Below are 17,356 nucleotides of genomic sequence, written 5' to 3'. Positions count from 1 at the left end.
ATTGCGCCACCGCGGGATTCTCGGCGCTGACGTCCATGGGTAAGGTGGCCGGCATATACCCAACCCTTGTCGAGGAACTTCGCATGAACCCCTCCCTTGCGACAGCGCAACCGGCAGCCGCCAGCCTGAGCCGGGCTCTGGTAGTGCTGCTGGCGTTCTGCTGCGGCGCGATCGTCGCCAACATCTACTACGCCCAGCCCATCGTCGGGCTGATCGCCCCGGACCTGGGGCTGTCCACCGAGCATGCCAGCCTGATCGTTTCCCTCACTCAGCTGGGCTATGCCCTGGGCCTTTTATTGCTGGTACCGCTGGCCGACCTGCTGGAAAACCGCCGCCTGATGGTGGCCACCGCGGTCCTGGCCTGCGTCAGCCTGCTGCTGGCGGGCACCAGCAGCAGTGGCCAGGGGCAGCTGTTCCTGGGTTACGCACTGCTGATCGGCTTCAGTTCGGTGTCGGTGCAGATGCTCATCCCGCTGGCGGCGCATCTGGCGCCGGAGCAGCAGCGTGGTCGTGTGGTCGGTAACATCATGGGCGGCTTGCTGCTGGGCATCCTTCTGGCGCGACCGCTGTCGAGCGTGGTGGCCGACCACTTCGGCTGGCGTGCGGTGTTCATTGGCGCCGCCGGGGTAATGCTGGCGATCATCCTGTTGCTGTCATTGACCTTGCCGCAGCGGCGGCCCGAGCACAAAGCCAGCTATGCCGGGCTGATGCTGTCGTTGCTCACACTGCTGCGTCGTTATCCGCTGTTGCGCCAGCGTTCGTTGTTCCAGGCATTGATGTTTGCAGCGTTCAGCCTTTACTGGACGGCAGTGCCGATGGCGCTTGCCGGTGAGCATGGCCTGTCACAAAGTCAGATCGCTGTGTTCGCCCTTGTCGGCGCGGTGGGTGCCGTTGCTGCGCCCATGGCCGGCCGCCTGGCCGATGCCGGGCATGCCCGGGCCGGCTCGCTGCTGGCGCTTTTGCTGGCGCCGGCGGCCTTGTTGCTGGGGCTGACAGTGCCGGGTTACAGCGTGATTGGCCTGGGCCTTACCGGCGTGTTGCTGGACTTTGCGGTGCAGATGAACATGGTCATCGGCCAGCGTGAAGTGTACGCACTGGACCCGGCCAGCCGCGGGCGGCTGAATGCGGTGTACATGACCAGCATCTTCCTCGGCGGGGCGCTGGGGTCGGCGGTGGCCAGTGCGTTGTTCAGCCAGTTTGGCTGGCAGGGCGTGGCACTGGTGGGGGCGGGGTTGCCGGGTGTGGCGCTGGTTGTGTTCCTACTCAAAGCACGCCGGGGTTGAACCGTTACGCGGTGCAGGGCACGGGCTTCGCCCGTGTTCGCGGGCCCGCTATCGGCCAAGCGGCAGCGCCAGGCCAATCAAGGCAAACAGGCTCCCGCAGCAACGATTGAAACCTTTGCCACCCTTTGCCAGCCATGGCCGAATGCGAAACGCCAGGCGCGCCAGCAGGTATTCGACCAGAAACTCGACGCTGGCAAAGGTCGCGGCCATCACCGCAAATTGCAGCACCAGCCCTCGCTGTGGGTCGATGAACTGCGGCAGGAAGGCACCATAGAACAGCAGCACCTTGGGGTTCGCCATGGCCGAAAGCAGGCCCTGGCGAAACAGCCCGGCATTGCCCAGCCGCGCGCTGTGCGCGGTCAATTCCAGCCGCAGGCCTGGACTGCGCCACAGTTGAATGCCCAGCCAGATCAAATAAGCCCCACCCACCCACTTCAGGACGCTCAGCACTGCCGCCGAGGTCTGCAGCAGTGCGCTGAGGCCGAACATGGTCAAGGCGATGAGGGCGCTGAAACCCAATACCCCGCCCACGATGGTGAACAGCGTTCGCCGTGCGCCATAGAGCGCGCCATGGGTCAACGCCAACAGGCTGTTGGGCCCTGGGGTCAGCGACAGGCCGATGCTGGCCAGCAGGTAGATGAGCCAGGTGTCCAGTGCCATGTTGAAAACTGCCTTGTTCGAGAGAGGGCGACAGTCTATGGCGCAACGCTCACGCTGAAAGAGTACTATCTGGTCATACAAGAGTCTTTTCTGGACGTGGTTTCATGCCGCCCGACATTCGCTTGCTGATCATGCCGTTACCGGATTTTGCCTTGCTGCCGTTTGGCGCCTTTCTCGACAAATTGCGCTTCAGCGCCGACGACGAGGACTACAGCCAACAACGCTATTGCAGTTGGACGGTGGCGGGGCTCAGCCTTGAGCCGGTACCGTCGAGCAGTGGCGCGGTGCTGCAGGTCGAGGCCATTGCCGATCAGCTCGACCTCGACCTTTTCGACTACCTGGTGGTGTTCGGCGGTCGCAGTGCCATGGCCACCGCGGCGTTGGCGCCACGTTACCAGGCGTTGCTCAGGCAGGCCGCCAAGGCGGGAGTCAAGCTGGTGGGGGTCGACAATGGCGCCTTCCTGCTGGCTGCCTGCGGCCTGCTGCAGGGGCACAAGGTGGTGGTGCACTGGCGTCACGAAGCCGAGTTTCGTGCTGCGTTTCCGCAGTTGCAGCTGCTGCGCGAGCAGTTGTACTGCATCGATGGCAACCGCATCACGTGCGCCGGTGGCACTGCCGCCATAGACCTGGCCGTTGCACTACTGTCACGCGCTTGCGGGCGAACCCGTGCGCTCAAAGGGCTGGCTGACATGCTGGTGGACGAGACCCGCGACAGCCGTCACGCCTTGCGCTCGCTGGAGCTGGGTGCTGGTCAGGGGCGCCAGGTGCAACGGGCGCAAGCACTGATGCGTCATCACCTGGGCACACCGTTGGCCGTGGAGCAGCTGGCTGCAGAACTGGGCATCAGCCGGCGTCAACTGGACCGGCAGTTCCAGGCCAGCCACGGGATGAGCACCAAGGCCTGGTGGCTGGAGATGCGCTTGCAGCAGGCGCGCTGGCGTTTGCTCAACTCCAGCCACAGCCTGGCGCAGATTGCCGATGAGGTGGGCCTGGGTGATGCCAGCTACCTTGGCAAGTGCGTGCGGCGTCGGTTTGGGTGTACGGCCCTGCAGTTGCGTGCAGGTCATTACCCGCTCACGTGATCTACTGCGGCGTCCCGAACAACCCTGTCCAGTAGATCCCTGCATCGCTCTTGGGGTCCATCGCATAGGCAGCGCCCAGTTCACGGAAGTCCGGATTCATCAGCGTGGCGCAGTGCCCTGGGCTGTCTAGCCAGCCGTTGACGACCTTTTGCGCGGTGTCACGCCCGGCGGTGATATTTTCGCCGATCTGCTGGTACAGATACCCGGCCAGTTCCGCCCGGTCACCGGGTGTGCGGCCATCCTTGTCGATGTGATCGAAGAAGTTCTGGTTGGCCATGGCCCGAGTGTGGTTGGCGGCGACCCCGGCCAGCACTGTGCTCCAGCTCAGTGGCGGGGCGGCGGCAAACGGCTGGCCGCCGCATTGCCGTGGCACCTTGCGCGCGGCGTTGACCTCCTGCAGCACCTTCTGTCCCTCGGCCTGCCAGTCGCCCAGGCGGCCGCTGAGCAGCGGCCGTGCCAGCACGATGCGCCAGTCGCGGCCCTCCTGGCTGACGCCGATATCGACGAATTGCGGGTCGAGCACCACCTGGCAGAAGCTTTCCTCGATGGCATGCATGGCGGCGCGTGCGTCGCGTGGCCCCGACAGGCTGATGGCCTGGACGCTGACCATGGGGTAGGCGGCGCGGGTCATGGCCTGTTGCAGGTCGCGGGTGCCCTCTGGCGACAGCGCTAGGCGTGTGTCGCTGTTGAGCGGCGGCAGTTCCAACGACGCCTCGCCACCGCAGGGCTGGGCCTTGCTGCGGTAGACATTGATCGAATCGATCAACTGCGCCTCTTCGCCGGTGGCTGCCAGCGCCCCGGTCGAAACGACCAGGCCCAGTGACAAGGCGACAACGGATGTCAGGACGCGCATGTGGATCTCCCTATGACTGGCAGCGTCGTGGTGTGCGCTGCTCATCCTACACAAGCCCGGGGCTTTTGGCCCGAGGTCGTGCAAGGCAATGAAAACGCCGGCAATCGTTACTGGCGGCAAAAGAGGGAGTAGACCCCTGGCCGGTGGAAAAGTGCGGTCAGTTGCCAATCATTCGCATCGAGCCAGCGTTGTCAGCCGTTTGCGCGTCAATGGGCCAACGCCTGGTTCGGCTTGTAGAACAGGAAGTGGGTGGTCTGCGCGGTCTTGCGATAAGCCTTCGCCCAGTCGGGGCGCACCGTGCGGTCGTGAAAGTACAATGCGCCGCCGGTGGGGTCTTTCAACTGCTGGTTCAGCGCCTTGCGTGCGATCTCTTTGGCAATGTCGTAGCGTTGCGGTTCCTCGACCTGGTCCGGGCGCCCGTCACACCACCATGAGAACTGACAGGCCTTGGTCTCCACACCCTGTTTGACTACCGCGCAGATGGTGTCGGGAAAGCCATCGTGGCCCAGGCGGTTGAGCACCACACTGGCCACCGCGGTCATGTCTTTGGCGTCGGCGCCCTTGGCTTCCCAGTAGATGGTACGTGCCAGGCAGGTGATGCTGTCATCCAGCGGCGCCTGGCCAGCCGGGTCCACTGCCTGCGTTTCGCCTGGGGTCAGTTTCTCTGCCTTCTTGGGGGGCGGCGCATCTTCAACGACCTTTTCTTCAAGCACTTCGGCCTTGTCCTCGGCAACGGCGGCTTTGGCCGGGTCAGCGGCATACAGGGGGCCTGCGAGCAGGGCCGAGGTCAAGCCGATCAGCATCAAGTGAAGGCGCATGGGCACATTACCAGGCGGTGGGCAGAATTTCAGTCTAGCCAAGCGTAAGCATTAATACCAAAGGCAGGGTGGCGGCCGCAGCCACGGTCTGCAGGGCGATGAGGGTGGCCATCAGTGGCGCATTGCCGCCCATTTGCCGGGCCATGACATAAGATGACGAAGCGGTTGGCAGCGCCTGGAACAACACCGCCACCACTGCTGCCTGGCCACTCAGGCCGAGCAGCCGGCAAACGCCCCAGGTGGTCAGTGGCATGACCAGGAACTTGAACGTCGATGCTGCCATCAGCGGCCGTACCTGCTGGCCGAGGCTGGCGCCGCCCAGGGCAGCGCCGACACACAGCAGGCCCAAAGGCAGTGCGGCCTGGCCCAAGGCCTTGACCGTGGCGTCGATACCGGCCGGCAAGCCCAGCCCCGTGGCCCGTAGCACCAGCCCCCCTGCGCAGCCGACGATCAACGGGTTGGCGAAGATCGCCCGAAGCACTGTGGCGGGCGAACTGTGACGGGCGCTGAAGCGGGCAAACACCAGCACGCAGAGCAGGTTGACCAAGGGCACGATGGCAGCGTTGGCCACCGCCGCCAGGGCAATCCCGGCGCTGCCGTAGATGCCCGCAGCCAGGGTGGCACCGATGTAGTTGTTGAAGCGGATACCGCCCTGAAACACCGAGGTGAAGTCGGCACCCTCATGGTTCGCCGCGCCCTGATACAGCATCAGCAATACGGCACCGGCCAGGGTCGAGAGCATCAGTGCGCCGGCCATGCCCAGCACCGGTATGCCATCGAGGTTGGCGGTGGCCAGGCCATGGAGGAACAGCGACGGCAGCAGGACGTAGTAGCTCAGGCGCTCGGCGCCAGGCCAGAAGCTCTCGGCAAGAAAACCGCGAAGGCGCAGGAAGGTACCCAGCGCTATCAGCAGGATGATGGGGAGCAGGGTGGTCAGCAGCAAGTGCAGCATGGTCAGCATTCCGTGGTCGGGTACGTGCACAGACTACGGGGGCGGATCAATCTGTAAAAACGTTGTTTTCTTCAGTGACCGTTGAGGAAAAATGCATGTTGGTAGGGGCATATCACGCCTTGGATCAGCCTGGCTTCAGGCTTCCAGGGCGGTCTTCAACACCGCACTCAAATGCCGCCGCTGGCTTTTTTCATGCTCCAGCAACACCACCCGCCGGGTCAGCTGCGGCTCGCCAAACGGCAGGCAGGTGGCGGGTGGCAAGCGTTGCAGGTCGTCATCCGCCATGGGGATGACCGCCACGCCCAGGCCCATCACGGCCATGCGCGCCAGGGCTTCCTGGCTGTCCAGCTCCATCAGTTCGCTCACCTGCACCTGCTGGCGGCGTAGCTCCTGCTCGATTTGCCGGCCGGCCCAGGCACGCTTGTCGAAGCGCAGAAATGGCTGGCTGGCCAGCAACTGCGGCACGCTATACCCGGCCAGCTCAGGGCTGGCAATGGCCCAGAAACGGTCCTCGAACAGCGGTGTGAAGTCCAGGTTCTGCGGGTAAGGGCTGACCGGTTCGGTGGTGATCGCTGCATCGAGCTCACCGTCTTCCACGCGCCGCGCCAGCTCCGCCGACATGCCCGAGGCCACGCTGATGTGTAGCTGCGGGTGATGGGCCTTGATCCACACCAGCGCCTTGGGCAAGCGCCGCGCCAGCACCGTGTGTATCGCCCCGAGGCGCAAGCGGCCGCGCAGGCTTGGGCCGCTGGCCAGGGCATCGGCCAGTTCGTCATAGGCAGCCAGAAGGCTTTCGGCGCGGGCCACCGCCAACTGGCCGGCTTCGGTCAGCACCACCTGCCTGCGGCTACGGTCGAACAAGGCCACCTTCAGTTCGTCTTCGAGGGTTTTGATGTGCAGGCTGACCGCCGAGGGGGTGAGGCTGAGCAGGTCGGCGGCGCGGGCAAAGGTGCCGTGGCGGGCGATGGTCACCAAGGTGCGCAGGGCTTTCAGGGACATGCGGTTGAGGTCCGGTTCTCAGCTGACAGAGGCATATTGTCAGGCCCGGCCCTCTCGCAGCACAAGGCTGCTCCCAGGCCTTGCCGATACGGCTCAGCGACTGCTACGCCCATAGGCCTGGCTGATCCGGTCGATCACCATGGCCAGGGCGACAATTGCAAGCCCGGCCTCCATCCCTTGGCCAACATTCAAGGTCTGGATCCCCGCCAGCACATCCTCACCCAACCCACGGGCGCCGATCATCGACGCCACGACCACCATCGACAAGGCCATCATGACCGACTGGTTGAGCCCGGCCATGATACTCGGCAGCGCCAGGGGCAGGGCGATGCGCCGCAACCGCTGCCAGCGGCTTGCGCCAAGGCCGTGTGCGGCCTGCAGCAACGAGGGGTCGATCTGGCTCAGGCCCAGCTCGGTCAACCGCACCAGCGGCGGCAGGGCGTAGATCAGCGTGGCGAACACGGCAGGCACCTTGCCCAGGCCAAACAGCATCAGCACCGGGATCAGGTAAACGAACGCAGGTAGCGTCTGCATCACATCGAGGACCGGCAACAGCAGCCGCCTGGCCAGTGGCCGGGCGGCCAGCAGGATGCCCAGCGGTACACCCACCAGTACGCACAGGCCGGTACTGACCAGCACCAGGGCCAGGGTCTGCAGCAGCTTGTCCCAGAGCCCGAGCATACCGATCAAGGCCAGCAGCGCGACCAGCACGGCGCTGCGCAGCAGGCTGCGGCTGGCGTGCCAGGCCAGCAGACCCACCAGCAACAACAACAGCCACCAAGGCAACAGACGCAACAGGTTCTCCAGGCCGACCAGCAGTTGCAGCAACTGGTCAGAAAAACTGCGCAGGTGGTCGCCGTAGTTCAATACCAACCCGTCGACCAGGCGGTTGATGCTGTCGGCAAAGGAAAACTGCAGGGTCTGCGGGAAACCGCTGCTCACAGGCTGGCCTCGACCTTGGCGGCGATGTCCGCCGGCAGCCAGGCTTTCCACACCTCGCGGTGATCGCGCAGGAAGGTGAGGGCGGCTTCGCGCGGGGGCGTGCGTTTTTCGCTCATGACGGCCAGGGCCTTGTTCAGGCGATCGATGGGAAGGTTGACCTGTTCGAACACACTGACCAAGTCTGGGTAGTTTTCGCGAAAGGCTTTGGACACGCCGATCGACAACTTTGCCGGCAGCGAGCGGCTGCCTTTCGGGTTGGGGTTGGCGGGGTCGGTGAGGGTGGCCCAGGCCTGGGCATCGAACGGGGGTTCTTCCAGCCGGATGAGCTTGTAGCGCCCCATCAGCGGGGTCGGGTTCCAGTAGTAGAACAGCACAGGTTTGCCGCGCCGGATAGCCGAACCGATCTCGGCGTCCATCGCGGCGCCGGAGCCACTGCGGAAGTTGTTGTAGAGGCCATCCAGGCCATAGGCCTTGAGCTTTTGGCTGTTGACGGTTTCAGACGTCCAGCCGCTTGGGCTGTTGAGAAAACGCCCTTTACCGGGCGATTCGGGGTCAGAAAATACCTGCGGGTAACGCTTGAGGTCCTCGACACTGTGCAGCTCAGGCGCCACGGGCTTCAGGTTGCGTGCGGCATCGCCCTCGATCACATAGGCCGGTACCCACCAACCTTCCTCTGCATTTTTGACCGTATCGCCCAGTGCGAATACCTGGCCGGCCTGTTCGGCCTTGACCCAGGCAGGGCTGCGCCCGGCCCATTCCTCGGCGATCACTTGCAGGTCATTGCGCGCCAGGGCCACCTCCATGCTGACCGTGCTGCCAGGCAGGGTGTCGGTGCTGTAGCCGTAGCCGCGCTCCACGATCAGGCGCAGGATCTCGGTGGTGAGGGCGCCGCTTTCCCAGCCGATGGCACCAAAATGGATAGGCGCAGGTTGTTCTGCCGATGCGGCGCTGTCCGTGCTGGCCAGGCCCACCGTCAACAGCAGCCCGGCCAGCAGCGTTGAAATGCTCTTCATGTGAACCTCGTCGTTCGCCATGCCTTGGCGGTGGGGGCAAGTGTAGACGACGAGGTTTTGTCAGTTTCAGGGCCACTGGCGTGGCCCCGTTCGCTTCAGACGCGGAACTGGTCCATCAGCGCTTGCTGCTGGTTGGCCAGGCTGTTCAGCGACTGGCTGACCCGCGCCGACTCGTTGGCCTGGCCAGACAGGGATTCAGTGACATCACGAATGGTCGCCACGTTGCTGTTGATTTCCTCGGCTACCGCGCTTTGCTCCTCGGCGGCAGAGGCGATCTGCAGGTTCATGTCGGTGATCACCGTCACCGCCTGGCCAATGCGCTGCAATGCCGTGACGGCTTGGCCGACCTGCTCCACGCCACCTTGGGCCTGGCGGTGGCTGTGGTCCATGGCGCCGACCACTTCGCGGGTGCCGTTCTGCAGGGCTTCGATGACCTGACGGGTTTCTTCCACCGACTCCTGAGTGCGCTGGGCAAGGTTGCGCACCTCATCGGCGACCACGGCAAAGCCACGGCCGGCCTCACCGGCGCGGGCAGCTTCGATGGCAGCGTTGAGTGCCAGCAGGTTGGTCTGTTCGGCGATCGAGCGGATCACTTCCAGTACCGAGCCGATCTTCTCGCTGTTCTGCGCCAGGCCTTCTATTTCGGCCATGGTGTCGCTCATGTTGGCGGCCAGGGCACCGATGCTGCTGGTGGTGCGGTCGATTACCGCCAAGCCCTCGCGGGTGGCCTGGTCGGCATCGCGCGCCGCCTGCGCAGCCTGGGCGGCGCTGCGGGCAACGTCCTGGGCGGTGGCGCTCATTTCATGGGAGGCGGTGGCTACCTGGTCGACCTGGCGGTACTGCTGCTCCATGCCGGCGCTGGTTTCAGTGGCAATCGCCGAGGACTGGTCGGCCGTGCCTCGGGCGGCCTGCACCGAGCGTTTGACCTCGGCGATGGTTGGCTGCAACTTGTCGAGGAAGCGGTTGAACCAGCCGGCCAGTTCGCCCAGTTCGTCCTGTTTCTGGTAGGTCAGGCGACGGGTCAGGTCGCCTTCGCCGCTGGCAATGTCCTTGAGCATGGCGGCCACGCCGAGGATCGGCCGGGTAACGCCGCGGGCCATCAGCCATACCAGCAGCAGGCCGACAATGGCGGCGGCCAGGCCCAGGCTCAGTTCCAGCAAGGTGCCGCTGGTATTGAGCGCGTCAAGTTCCTGCTTCAGGGTTTCGGCCGGCCCGGTCAGGGCGTTTTCCGGCACATCCAGCAACACGCCCCAGGGCTGGGCGTCCGGGATTGGCCGGAATGCCGCCAGCACCTTCAAGCGCTGCCGGTCGTGGAGGATGGTCAGCTTGCCATCGGCCAGCTTGCGCACCAGCTCGGCGCCTTTGACCGGGTCTACCTGGTCAAAGCGCTGGGCCAGCTTGCTGGCATCGGCGCTGTAGCCGGCCAGCAGGCCGACCGGGGTCAGAATGCCGACCGTGGTGCGGCCTTCGTAGAGGCTGCGGCTGGCCTCCTGGCTCAGCGCCTGCAGGCTATTGAGGTTGATGTCGATGGACAGGGTGGCAATGATCTTGCCGTTGACCGCCAGCGGGAACACGATGCTGGTCATCAGCACCTGCTGGCCATCGATGTCGTAGAAGTACGGCTCTACCACGCACACCTTGCCGGAGGTGCGTGGGCATACCCACCAGGTGTTGGCCGGCTGGCCGCTGGGGCCGATCTCGGTGTTGGCCATATCATGTTCGGGCAGGGCCATCGAGGTCAACTGGCCGGCGCGTGGCTGCGACCAGTACAGGGCAAAGCGCCCGGTTTCGTTGCTGCCCAATGCTGCCTTGCCGGCAAACAGGCTGTCCTTGTTGTCCAGGGCATTGGGCTCGAACACCAGTGACAGGCCGAGCAGGTCGGGGTTGGCTTGCAGTGCGGCGCGTACCTGGCGGGTCATGTCCTCGCGCAGGTCGAAGGCATCGAGAAAGCGCTTTTCGGCCTGCTCGCGCAGGAACAGCACCTGACGGGCGAAGCCGGCGCCGTACTGGTAGGCATCCATGAACTGGCGGCGAATGTTCAGCGCTTGCACTTCACCTTGTGACTCGATACGCGACTGCGCCGCCTCGGTCAGCATCTGCATGCTGCTGGCCTTGACCAGGTCCGAACTGTGATCCATGCGGTACAGCGACAGGCCGACGAGCAAGGTGACGATAGCGGCCAGACAGAGACCGGCGAGCAGGGTGATCTTCCACTGTATGGAAAGTTGTCGCAAAGGCATGGGGGCGGATCCCTTTTTTGGCATTAAGGGTTATGGCTTTATCTGCGGTGGGGCCGGGAGGTGCCAAAGCGCTGCGGCCAGGCACCTCGCTGCCTCCCTCAATATCGGCCCCTGCCGTTTTTTCTTTATTCAAACATTCAATTTAAATTTGACCGCCACTAACGCGCCGCATCAAGGCGCTTTTGACATCTGCCGCCCACTGCTTCAGAGTTCGCGCTTTTTTCTGTCGTAATGAGGTAAGCCAACCATGAATGCAGTGATCGCCGCGGTCGGCATCATGCTGATACTCAGCCTGTCCCGCGTGCACGTGGTCATCGCCCTGATCATCGGCGCCCTGGCCGGTGGGCTGGTGGGCGGCCTGGGCATCGAAGGCACGCTCAAGGCCTTCAACGGTGGCCTCGGCGGTGGTGCCACGGTGGCTTTGTCCTATGCACTGCTGGGTGCCTTTGCCGTGGCAATCGCCAAGTCTGGCCTGGCCCATGCGCTGGCCGACCGCGCCCTGGCCATGATCGACCGACAGGGCGACGCCAAGGGCGGCAAGGTCAAATGGCTGATGATCGGCCTGATGCTGGTGGTGGCCGTGTCGTCCCAGAACATCCTGCCCATCCACATTGCCTTCATTCCGCTGCTGGTACCCCCTCTGTTGTACGTGCTGACGCGCCTGCGTATCGACCGCCGGCTGATCGCCTGTGTGATCACCTTTGGCCTGATCACCCCGTACATGTTCCTGCCGGTGGGCTTCGGCAACATCTTCCTCAACGAGATCCTGTTGGCCAATGTGGCCCGCGCGGGTGTCGATGTGAGCGGCGTCAACGTCACCCACGCCATGGCCGTCCCGGCTGCCGGCATGCTCGTCGGCCTGCTGGTGGCGGTGTTCATCAGCTACCGCAAGAAGCGTGACTACGACCTGGCGCGGATCCAGCAGGTGGAGCAGGTGAGTGTGCAGTACAACCCGTTGACCTTGCTGGTGGCCGGGCTGGCGATCGCGGCAGCCTTCATTGTCCAGCTGTTGCTGGACTCGATGATCATCGGTGCCATGGTCGGTTTCCTGATCTTCTCGCTGTCGGGCATCGTCAAGTGGAAAGAGACCGACGACCTGTTCACCGAAGGCATGAAGATGATGGCCATGATCGGCTTCATCATGATTACCGCGTCCGGTTTTGCCGAGGTGATGAAGGCCACCGGTGAGGTGAAGAGCCTGGTGGAAACCTCGGCGCAGTGGATCGACCACAGCAAGGGCGTCGGTGCCCTGCTGATGCTGTTGGTAGGCCTTTTGGTGACGATGGGGATCGGCTCGTCGTTCTCCACCGTGCCGATCCTGGCGGCGATTTTCGTGCCACTGTGCGTACAACTGGGCTTCGACCCGTTGGCCACGGTGTGCATCATTGGTACTGCCGGTGCGCTGGGTGATGCAGGTTCGCCGGCCTCGGACTCGACCCTGGGCCCGACCTCGGGCCTGAACGTGGATGGCCAGCACCACCACATCTGGGACACCGTGGTGCCGACCTTCATCCATTACAACCTGCCGCTGCTGGCGTTCGGTTGGTTGGCGGCGATGACCTTGTAAGGCGGGGGAGGGCGTCAGCCCTTGTCGGGCGGCGGCGAGATGCGATTGAGCACGGTGCTGCCGTCCTTGCTGCGGGTCAGGTAGACCGGCAGGACTTTGGGCAGGTTGTTGACCAGGCGCCCCACCTCACGGGTGTTGTAGATGCCGCTGATGCGAATGCGGCCGGTGCTTGCATCGGCCAGTCGCAGCGGGGCGTCGAGGTAGCGGTTTATCACCGGCAGCGCCTGTTCCAGGCTCAGGTTGTCGAGCACCAGCTTGCCGCTGCGCCATGCCAGGCTGTTGCCATAGTCGTCGCTTTGCTCCAGCTGCGGCTCGAAGTCGCCCTTGTGGTAGCTGGCCTGCATGCCAGGGCCAAGGCGGTAGCCACCGGCATTGCCCTCACTGGACACCAGCACTGAACCTTCCACCAGGGTGACCTTCACCTGGTCCTGGTACTTCCACACGTTGAACTGGGTGCCGGTGACCCGGGTCTGGCCACTGCCTGCACGCACGATGAACGGGTGGCTGCTGTCGTGTCGCACCTTGAAGAACGCCTCGCCGCGCTTGAGCGTGACCTGGCGCTGGTCCTTGTAGTTGAGGAAGGTGAGCTCGGTGTGCAGGTTGAGCTGTACCGTGCTGCCGTCGCTGAGCTCCACGGTCTGCATGCGGTCACCGGCTTCGACGTGCTGGTAGTGGTTGGGCAACCAGCCCTGTTCCCACCCCATCCAGCCGGCCAGCGGCAGCACTGCCAGGGCGATGGCCGCAGCAGACGCCAGCGGCCGCCAGTTGCGGGGGCGGGCGGCGTGTTTGGCAGGTGGGTTGAAGTCGATGACGGTGGCGCTACGCGGCAGCAGGTCGGCTGTTTGCCAGATTTCCAGCATCGCCTGATATTCTTCGGCATGCCGCGGGTCGGCCGCCAACCAGCCAGCGAATGCTTTACGCTCGGCCTGCGTGCAATCGTCGGCGTGCAGGCGCATGCACCAATGCGCTGCGGCGTCGGTGATGGCATCGTCTGGGCTGGGATTGAGGCGGTCGTGGTTCATTGCGGCTCCGGGTTTTGCGCATTCTACCCTTGCGAGAGTGCTCCCGAGAACCAATGTAATGGCGAATGACTATCAGTTGTGCCGGTTTTTCGTCGGATTGACCACGGTTTTTCAGCGTTTGAGAACCCTTCGCGGGCAAAAGACGATGTCTGCAATCGCTTCCGGGGCGGCCTGGTGCGGCGAAGAGGTCAGTGTTTGCAGTACCGATTCGGTAACCTGTACCGGCCCTCTTCGCAGCACACGGCTGCCCTTGCAACAAGCGCGTCAGTGACACACCGGTCAGAACTGTGCGGCCTCTAGCCCATAAAGGCTGCCACTACCGGCCCGAATGCTCGCCTCCAGCCCCAACCCCCGCGGCAAGACCCGCTGGAAATAGAACGTCGCACAGGCAAGCTTCGCACCATGAAACGCCTCGTCCTCATCACGTTTGGCCAGCGCCACCGCCGCCATCCGCGCCCACATGTACGCATAGGCCGTCAGCCCGAACAGCTGCAGGTACTCAACGGCTACCGCGCTGACCAGGTTGGCATCCTCGCCAGCCTGCGCCCGCAGCCAGCTGCTGGTGGCCTCGAGCCGCGCCAGGCTTGCCTGCAGGGCCTCGCGGTGCAAGGGCGCATCCACACTGAAGGCCCGCACTTCGCTGGCAAAGCTGGCCAACGCCTGACCACCGTCGGCCAGCACCTTGCGCCCCAGCAGATCAAGGGCCTGAATGCCGTTGGTGCCTTCATAGATTTGCGCAATGCGCACGTCTCGCACCCGTTGCTCCTGGCCCCATTCGCGGATGTAGCCATGACCGCCGTACACCTGCTGGCCAAGCACGCAGCTTTCCAGACCGTTGTCGGTGAAGAATGCCTTGGCCACCGGTGTCAGCAGTGCCACCAGGCGCTGGGCATGCTCGCGTTCGCCAGCGTCCTCGGCATAGCGCGCCACGTCCAGTTGCTGGCCAACGTAGACGGCGAACGCCCGACCTGCTTCGGTGAGGGTGCGCATGGTCAGCAGCATGCGCCGAACATCACCATGGTGGATGATCGGGTCGGCCACCTTGTCGTGTGCCTGCGGGCCAGTCGCTGCTCGGCTCTGCAGGCGCTCGTTGGCATAGCGGGCGGCGCTCTGGTAGGAGGCTTCGGCACAACCGATGCCCTGTATGCCGATGGACAGGCGCTCGTAGTTCATCATGGTGAACATCGCTGCCAGGCCCTTGTTCGGTTCGCCCACCAGGTAACCGATGGCACCGTCAAAGTTCATGACGCAGGTCGCCGAGGCCTTGATGCCCATCTTGTGTTCGATCGAGCCACAATGGACAGCATTGCGCGCGCCCAGGCGGCCATCGGCCTCGACCAGGAATTTGGGGACCAGAAACAGCGATATGCCTTTGGCACCGGCGGGCGCATCCGGCAGCTTGGCCAGCACCAGGTGGACGATGTTCTCGGTCAGGTCCTGCTCGCCGCCGGTAATGAAGATCTTGCTGCCACTGATGCGCACGCTGCCATCGGCCTGAGGCTCGGCGCGGGTGCGGATCAGCCCCAGGTCAGTGCCGGCATGGGGTTCGGTCAGGCACATGGTGCCGGCCCAGCGGCCTTCGTACAGCGGTGGCAGGTAAGTGGCCTTGAGCGCTTCGCTGGCGTGGGCATCGATCGCCAGGCAACTGCCTGCGCTCAATGCCGAATACAGGCTGAAGCTGCAGTCAGCCGCGTAGAGCATCTCTTCGAACAGCACGCCGAGCATCTTTGGCATGCCCATGCCGCCGTGTTCCGGGTTGCCGCCCAAGCCGACCCAGCCACCTTCGCGGTAGGTGTTCCAGGCCTCGCGAAAGCCTTCGGGGGTGGTGACTTGGCCTGCGTCGAAGCACACACCTTGCTCGTCACCGTTGCGGCTGAGCGGGGCGATCAGCTGGCCGGTGACTTTTGATGCTTCCTCGAGAATGGCGTCGGCAGTGTCGGCATCGATGCGTTCGGCCAGGGCGGGCAGTCGGGCCCACAGGCCTGAAGCGTTGAACACGTCATGCAGGACGAAGCGCATGTCGCGCAGGGGGGCGGAATAGGTGGTCATCGGCAGCTCTTGCAATAGTGAGGGAGGGTTGGGCGTGCGCTGAACCTTCAGGCGCAGCCGTGTGCTGCGCCTGAAGGGGGGCGGCTACGGCATCAGAGGGCCTTGGCCCGGTCGCGCAGCACGTACTTCTGGATCTTGCCGGTCGAGGTCTTGGGCAGCTCGCCGAACACCACGGTCTTCGGCACCTTGAACCCGGCCAGGTGCTCGCGGCACCAACTGGTGATGTCGGCTTCACGGGTGTCCTCTCGGCCCGGCTTCAGGGCAACGAAGGCGCACGGGGTTTCCCCCCATTTTTCATCCGGGCGTGCCACCACGGCGGCTTCCAGCACTGCCGGGTGCTTGTACAGGGCGTCTTCGACCTCGATGGTGGAGATGTTTTCGCCACCGGAAATGATGATGTCCTTGAGCCGGTCCTTGATCTCGATATAGCCGTCGGCATGCCACACGGCCAGGTCGCCGGTGTGGAACCAGCCGCCACGGAAGGCTTCGGCGGTGGCTTCAGGGTTTTTCAGGTAACCCTTCATCACCGTGTTGCCGCGCATGAAGATTTCGCCCAGGGTATTGCCGTCGCGGGGTACTGGCTGAAGGGTTTGCGGGTCGGCGACCATCAGGCCATCGAGGGTCGGGTAGCGCACGCCTTGGCGAGACTTGATGCGTGCACGCTCCTCCAGCGAAAGCGCGTCCCATTCGTCATGCCAGGCACACACGGTCACCGGGCCATAAACCTCGGTCAGGCCGTAGGTGTGGGTGACCTTGATGCCCATTTCTTCCACGGCACCGATGACCTTGGCCGGTGGTGCGGCGCCGGCGACCATGGCCTGCACCGGGTGCTCGATGGCTGCCTTGGCCGCCTCGGGCATGTTGACCAGCGCGTTTAGCACGATCGGCGCACCGCACAGGTGGCTGACTTTGTGCTCGCGGATCAGGGTCAGGATCTTCTGCGGGTCGACCCGGCGCAGGAACACATGGGTGCCGGCCAGGGCGGTGATGGTCCAGGGGTAGCACCAGCCGTTGCAGTGGAACATCGGCAACGTCCACAGGTACACCGGGCGGTGGCCCATGGCCCAGGTCATCTGGTTGCCCAGGGCGTTCAGGTAGGCACCACGGTGGTGGTAGACCACGCCCTTGGGGTTGCCGGTGGTGCCGGAGGTGTAGTTCAGCGATATGGCCTGCCACTCGTCATCGGGCCATTCCCAGGCAAATTCCGGGTCGCCTTCGTTGAGCAGGGCCTCATAGTCCAGCTGGCTGACCGCGCGGCCTTCGCCGTACTCCGGGTCATCCACATCAACCACCAGCGGCGGGTGCTCAAGCAGTGCCAGAGCGCCTTCGATGACCGCATGGAACTCGCGGTCGGTGATCAGCACCTTGGCCTCGCCATGCTGCAGCATGAAGGCGATGGCCTCGGCATCCAGGCGCACGTTCAGGGTATTGAGCACGGCACCGGTCATGGGTACGCCGAAATGCGCCTCGAGCATGGTCGGGGTGTTGGGCAGCATCACTGCCACGGTGTCGCCACGGCCAATGCCACGGCCGGCCAGGGCGCTGGCCAGGCGCCGACAGCGTTGGTAGGTTTCTTGCCAGTTGCGGCGGATGGCGCCGTGGATGACGGCCGGGTAGTTGCCGTACACGGCAGCGGTGCGTTCGATGAAGCTCAGCGGGGTGAGGGCGACATGGTTGACGGCAGCGGGCATCAGGCCCTGGGCATAGATCGACATGCGGTAATCCTGTAAGGGAGGCAGACGCAGCCTGTGCACCTGGCCCCCGATGGCTGATTGTTAGCTCTGTTCAGGGTGCAGGGGGCGGACGGTGGGCCGCCCCCTCTGTCGCAGTTTTACGCGAGTCGCTATGGTATTAGGAATATCGACTATAGCAATAT

14 protein-coding genes and 1 pseudogene are annotated in these 17,356 nt (G+C 64.2%); 3 read left to right on the top strand and 12 right to left on the bottom strand.

All coding sequences use genetic code 11. The annotated features are described in order from the left end of the window. Positions 1-83 precede the first annotated feature (83 nt). On the top strand, positions 84-1,283 hold the full coding sequence (locus tag ACZ889_RS20790; RefSeq protein ID WP_476257767.1) for an MFS transporter: 1,200 nt from the start codon (positions 84-86) through the stop codon (positions 1,281-1,283). A gap of 48 nt (positions 1,284-1,331) precedes the next feature. Here ACZ889_RS20790 and ACZ889_RS20785 read toward each other — a convergent pair whose 3' ends face one another. Continuing rightward, entirely contained in the window at positions 1,332-1,943 is a 612-nt protein-coding gene (locus tag ACZ889_RS20785) for a LysE family translocator (protein WP_476257766.1), read from the bottom strand. 104 nt (positions 1,944-2,047) lie between these two features. Here ACZ889_RS20785 and ACZ889_RS20780 point away from each other — a divergent pair, with 104 nt between their 5' ends. Further along, a complete protein-coding gene (locus ACZ889_RS20780) occupies positions 2,048-3,025 on the top strand; it encodes a GlxA family transcriptional regulator (protein ID WP_104887758.1) in 978 nt (325 codons plus the stop codon). Between the two features lies 1 nt (position 3,026). Here the strand turns inward: ACZ889_RS20780 and ACZ889_RS20775 are convergent, their stop codons facing one another. The 8 genes and pseudogenes from ACZ889_RS20775 to ACZ889_RS20740 all read right to left on the bottom strand — a co-directional run. Further along, entirely contained in the window at positions 3,027-3,878 is an 852-nt protein-coding gene (locus ACZ889_RS20775; protein WP_054889308.1) for a CAP domain-containing protein, read from the bottom strand. 206 nt (positions 3,879-4,084) lie between these two features. Further along, on the bottom strand, positions 4,085-4,696 hold the full coding sequence (locus tag ACZ889_RS20770; RefSeq protein ID WP_180689821.1) for a cell wall hydrolase: 612 nt from the start codon (positions 4,694-4,696) through the stop codon (positions 4,085-4,087). 34 nt (positions 4,697-4,730) lie between these two features. Continuing rightward, a complete protein-coding gene (locus ACZ889_RS20765) occupies positions 4,731-5,648 on the bottom strand; it encodes an AEC family transporter (protein ID WP_003247787.1) in 918 nt (305 codons plus the stop codon). A gap of 135 nt (positions 5,649-5,783) precedes the next feature. After that, positions 5,784-6,647, bottom strand: coding sequence for a LysR family transcriptional regulator (locus ACZ889_RS20760; protein ID WP_004575302.1), 864 nt, complete (start codon positions 6,645-6,647; stop codon positions 5,784-5,786). A gap of 93 nt (positions 6,648-6,740) precedes the next feature. Beyond that, a complete protein-coding gene (locus tag ACZ889_RS20755) occupies positions 6,741-7,589 on the bottom strand; it encodes an ABC transporter permease (RefSeq protein WP_003247791.1) in 849 nt (282 codons plus the stop codon). Beyond that, positions 7,586-8,602, bottom strand: a complete 1,017-nt coding sequence (locus tag ACZ889_RS20750) for an ABC transporter substrate-binding protein (RefSeq protein WP_476257765.1) — start codon at positions 8,600-8,602, stop codon at positions 7,586-7,588. Before ACZ889_RS20750 ends, ACZ889_RS20755 begins: the two co-directional genes overlap by 4 nt. A 95-nt stretch (positions 8,603-8,697) precedes the next feature. Continuing rightward, positions 8,698-9,453 carry a methyl-accepting chemotaxis protein gene (locus ACZ889_RS20745; RefSeq protein ID WP_241792063.1) on the bottom strand — a complete coding sequence of 252 codons (756 nt, stop codon included), beginning with the start codon at positions 9,451-9,453 and terminating at the stop codon, positions 8,698-8,700. 102 nt (positions 9,454-9,555) lie between these two features. Then, a pseudogene (locus ACZ889_RS20740) lies at positions 9,556-10,521 on the bottom strand (methyl-accepting chemotaxis protein); the annotation flags it as partial. Positions 10,522-11,089: 568 nt separating this feature from the next. Between ACZ889_RS20740 and ACZ889_RS20735 the strand changes: the two are divergent. Next, complete coding sequence (locus ACZ889_RS20735) at positions 11,090-12,409, top strand: Na+/H+ antiporter family protein (RefSeq protein WP_003247798.1); 1,320 nt, start codon at positions 11,090-11,092, stop codon at positions 12,407-12,409. Between the two features lie 14 nt (positions 12,410-12,423). On the opposite strand, the gene ACZ889_RS20730 is transcribed toward ACZ889_RS20735, so the two are convergent. The 3 genes from ACZ889_RS20730 to ACZ889_RS20720 form a co-directional block, all read right to left on the bottom strand. Next, entirely contained in the window at positions 12,424-13,431 is a 1,008-nt protein-coding gene (locus ACZ889_RS20730) for a FecR family protein (RefSeq protein WP_014860278.1), read from the bottom strand. A 279-nt stretch (positions 13,432-13,710) separates the two neighbouring features. Further along, positions 13,711-15,480 (bottom strand): acyl-CoA dehydrogenase C-terminal domain-containing protein, encoded by a 1,770-nt coding sequence (locus ACZ889_RS20725; protein WP_003247803.1) that lies wholly within the window; start codon positions 15,478-15,480, stop codon positions 13,711-13,713. 92 nt (positions 15,481-15,572) lie between these two features. Then, positions 15,573-17,195, bottom strand: a complete 1,623-nt coding sequence (locus ACZ889_RS20720; protein WP_003247805.1) for an acyl-CoA synthetase — start codon at positions 17,193-17,195, stop codon at positions 15,573-15,575. Positions 17,196-17,356 lie beyond the last annotated feature (161 nt).

This window comes from Pseudomonas sp. TE3895 (genome assembly GCF_056278855.1).
Note: the sequence above shows the minus strand (reverse complement) of the source record. Positions and strands in the feature narration are given on the sequence as shown.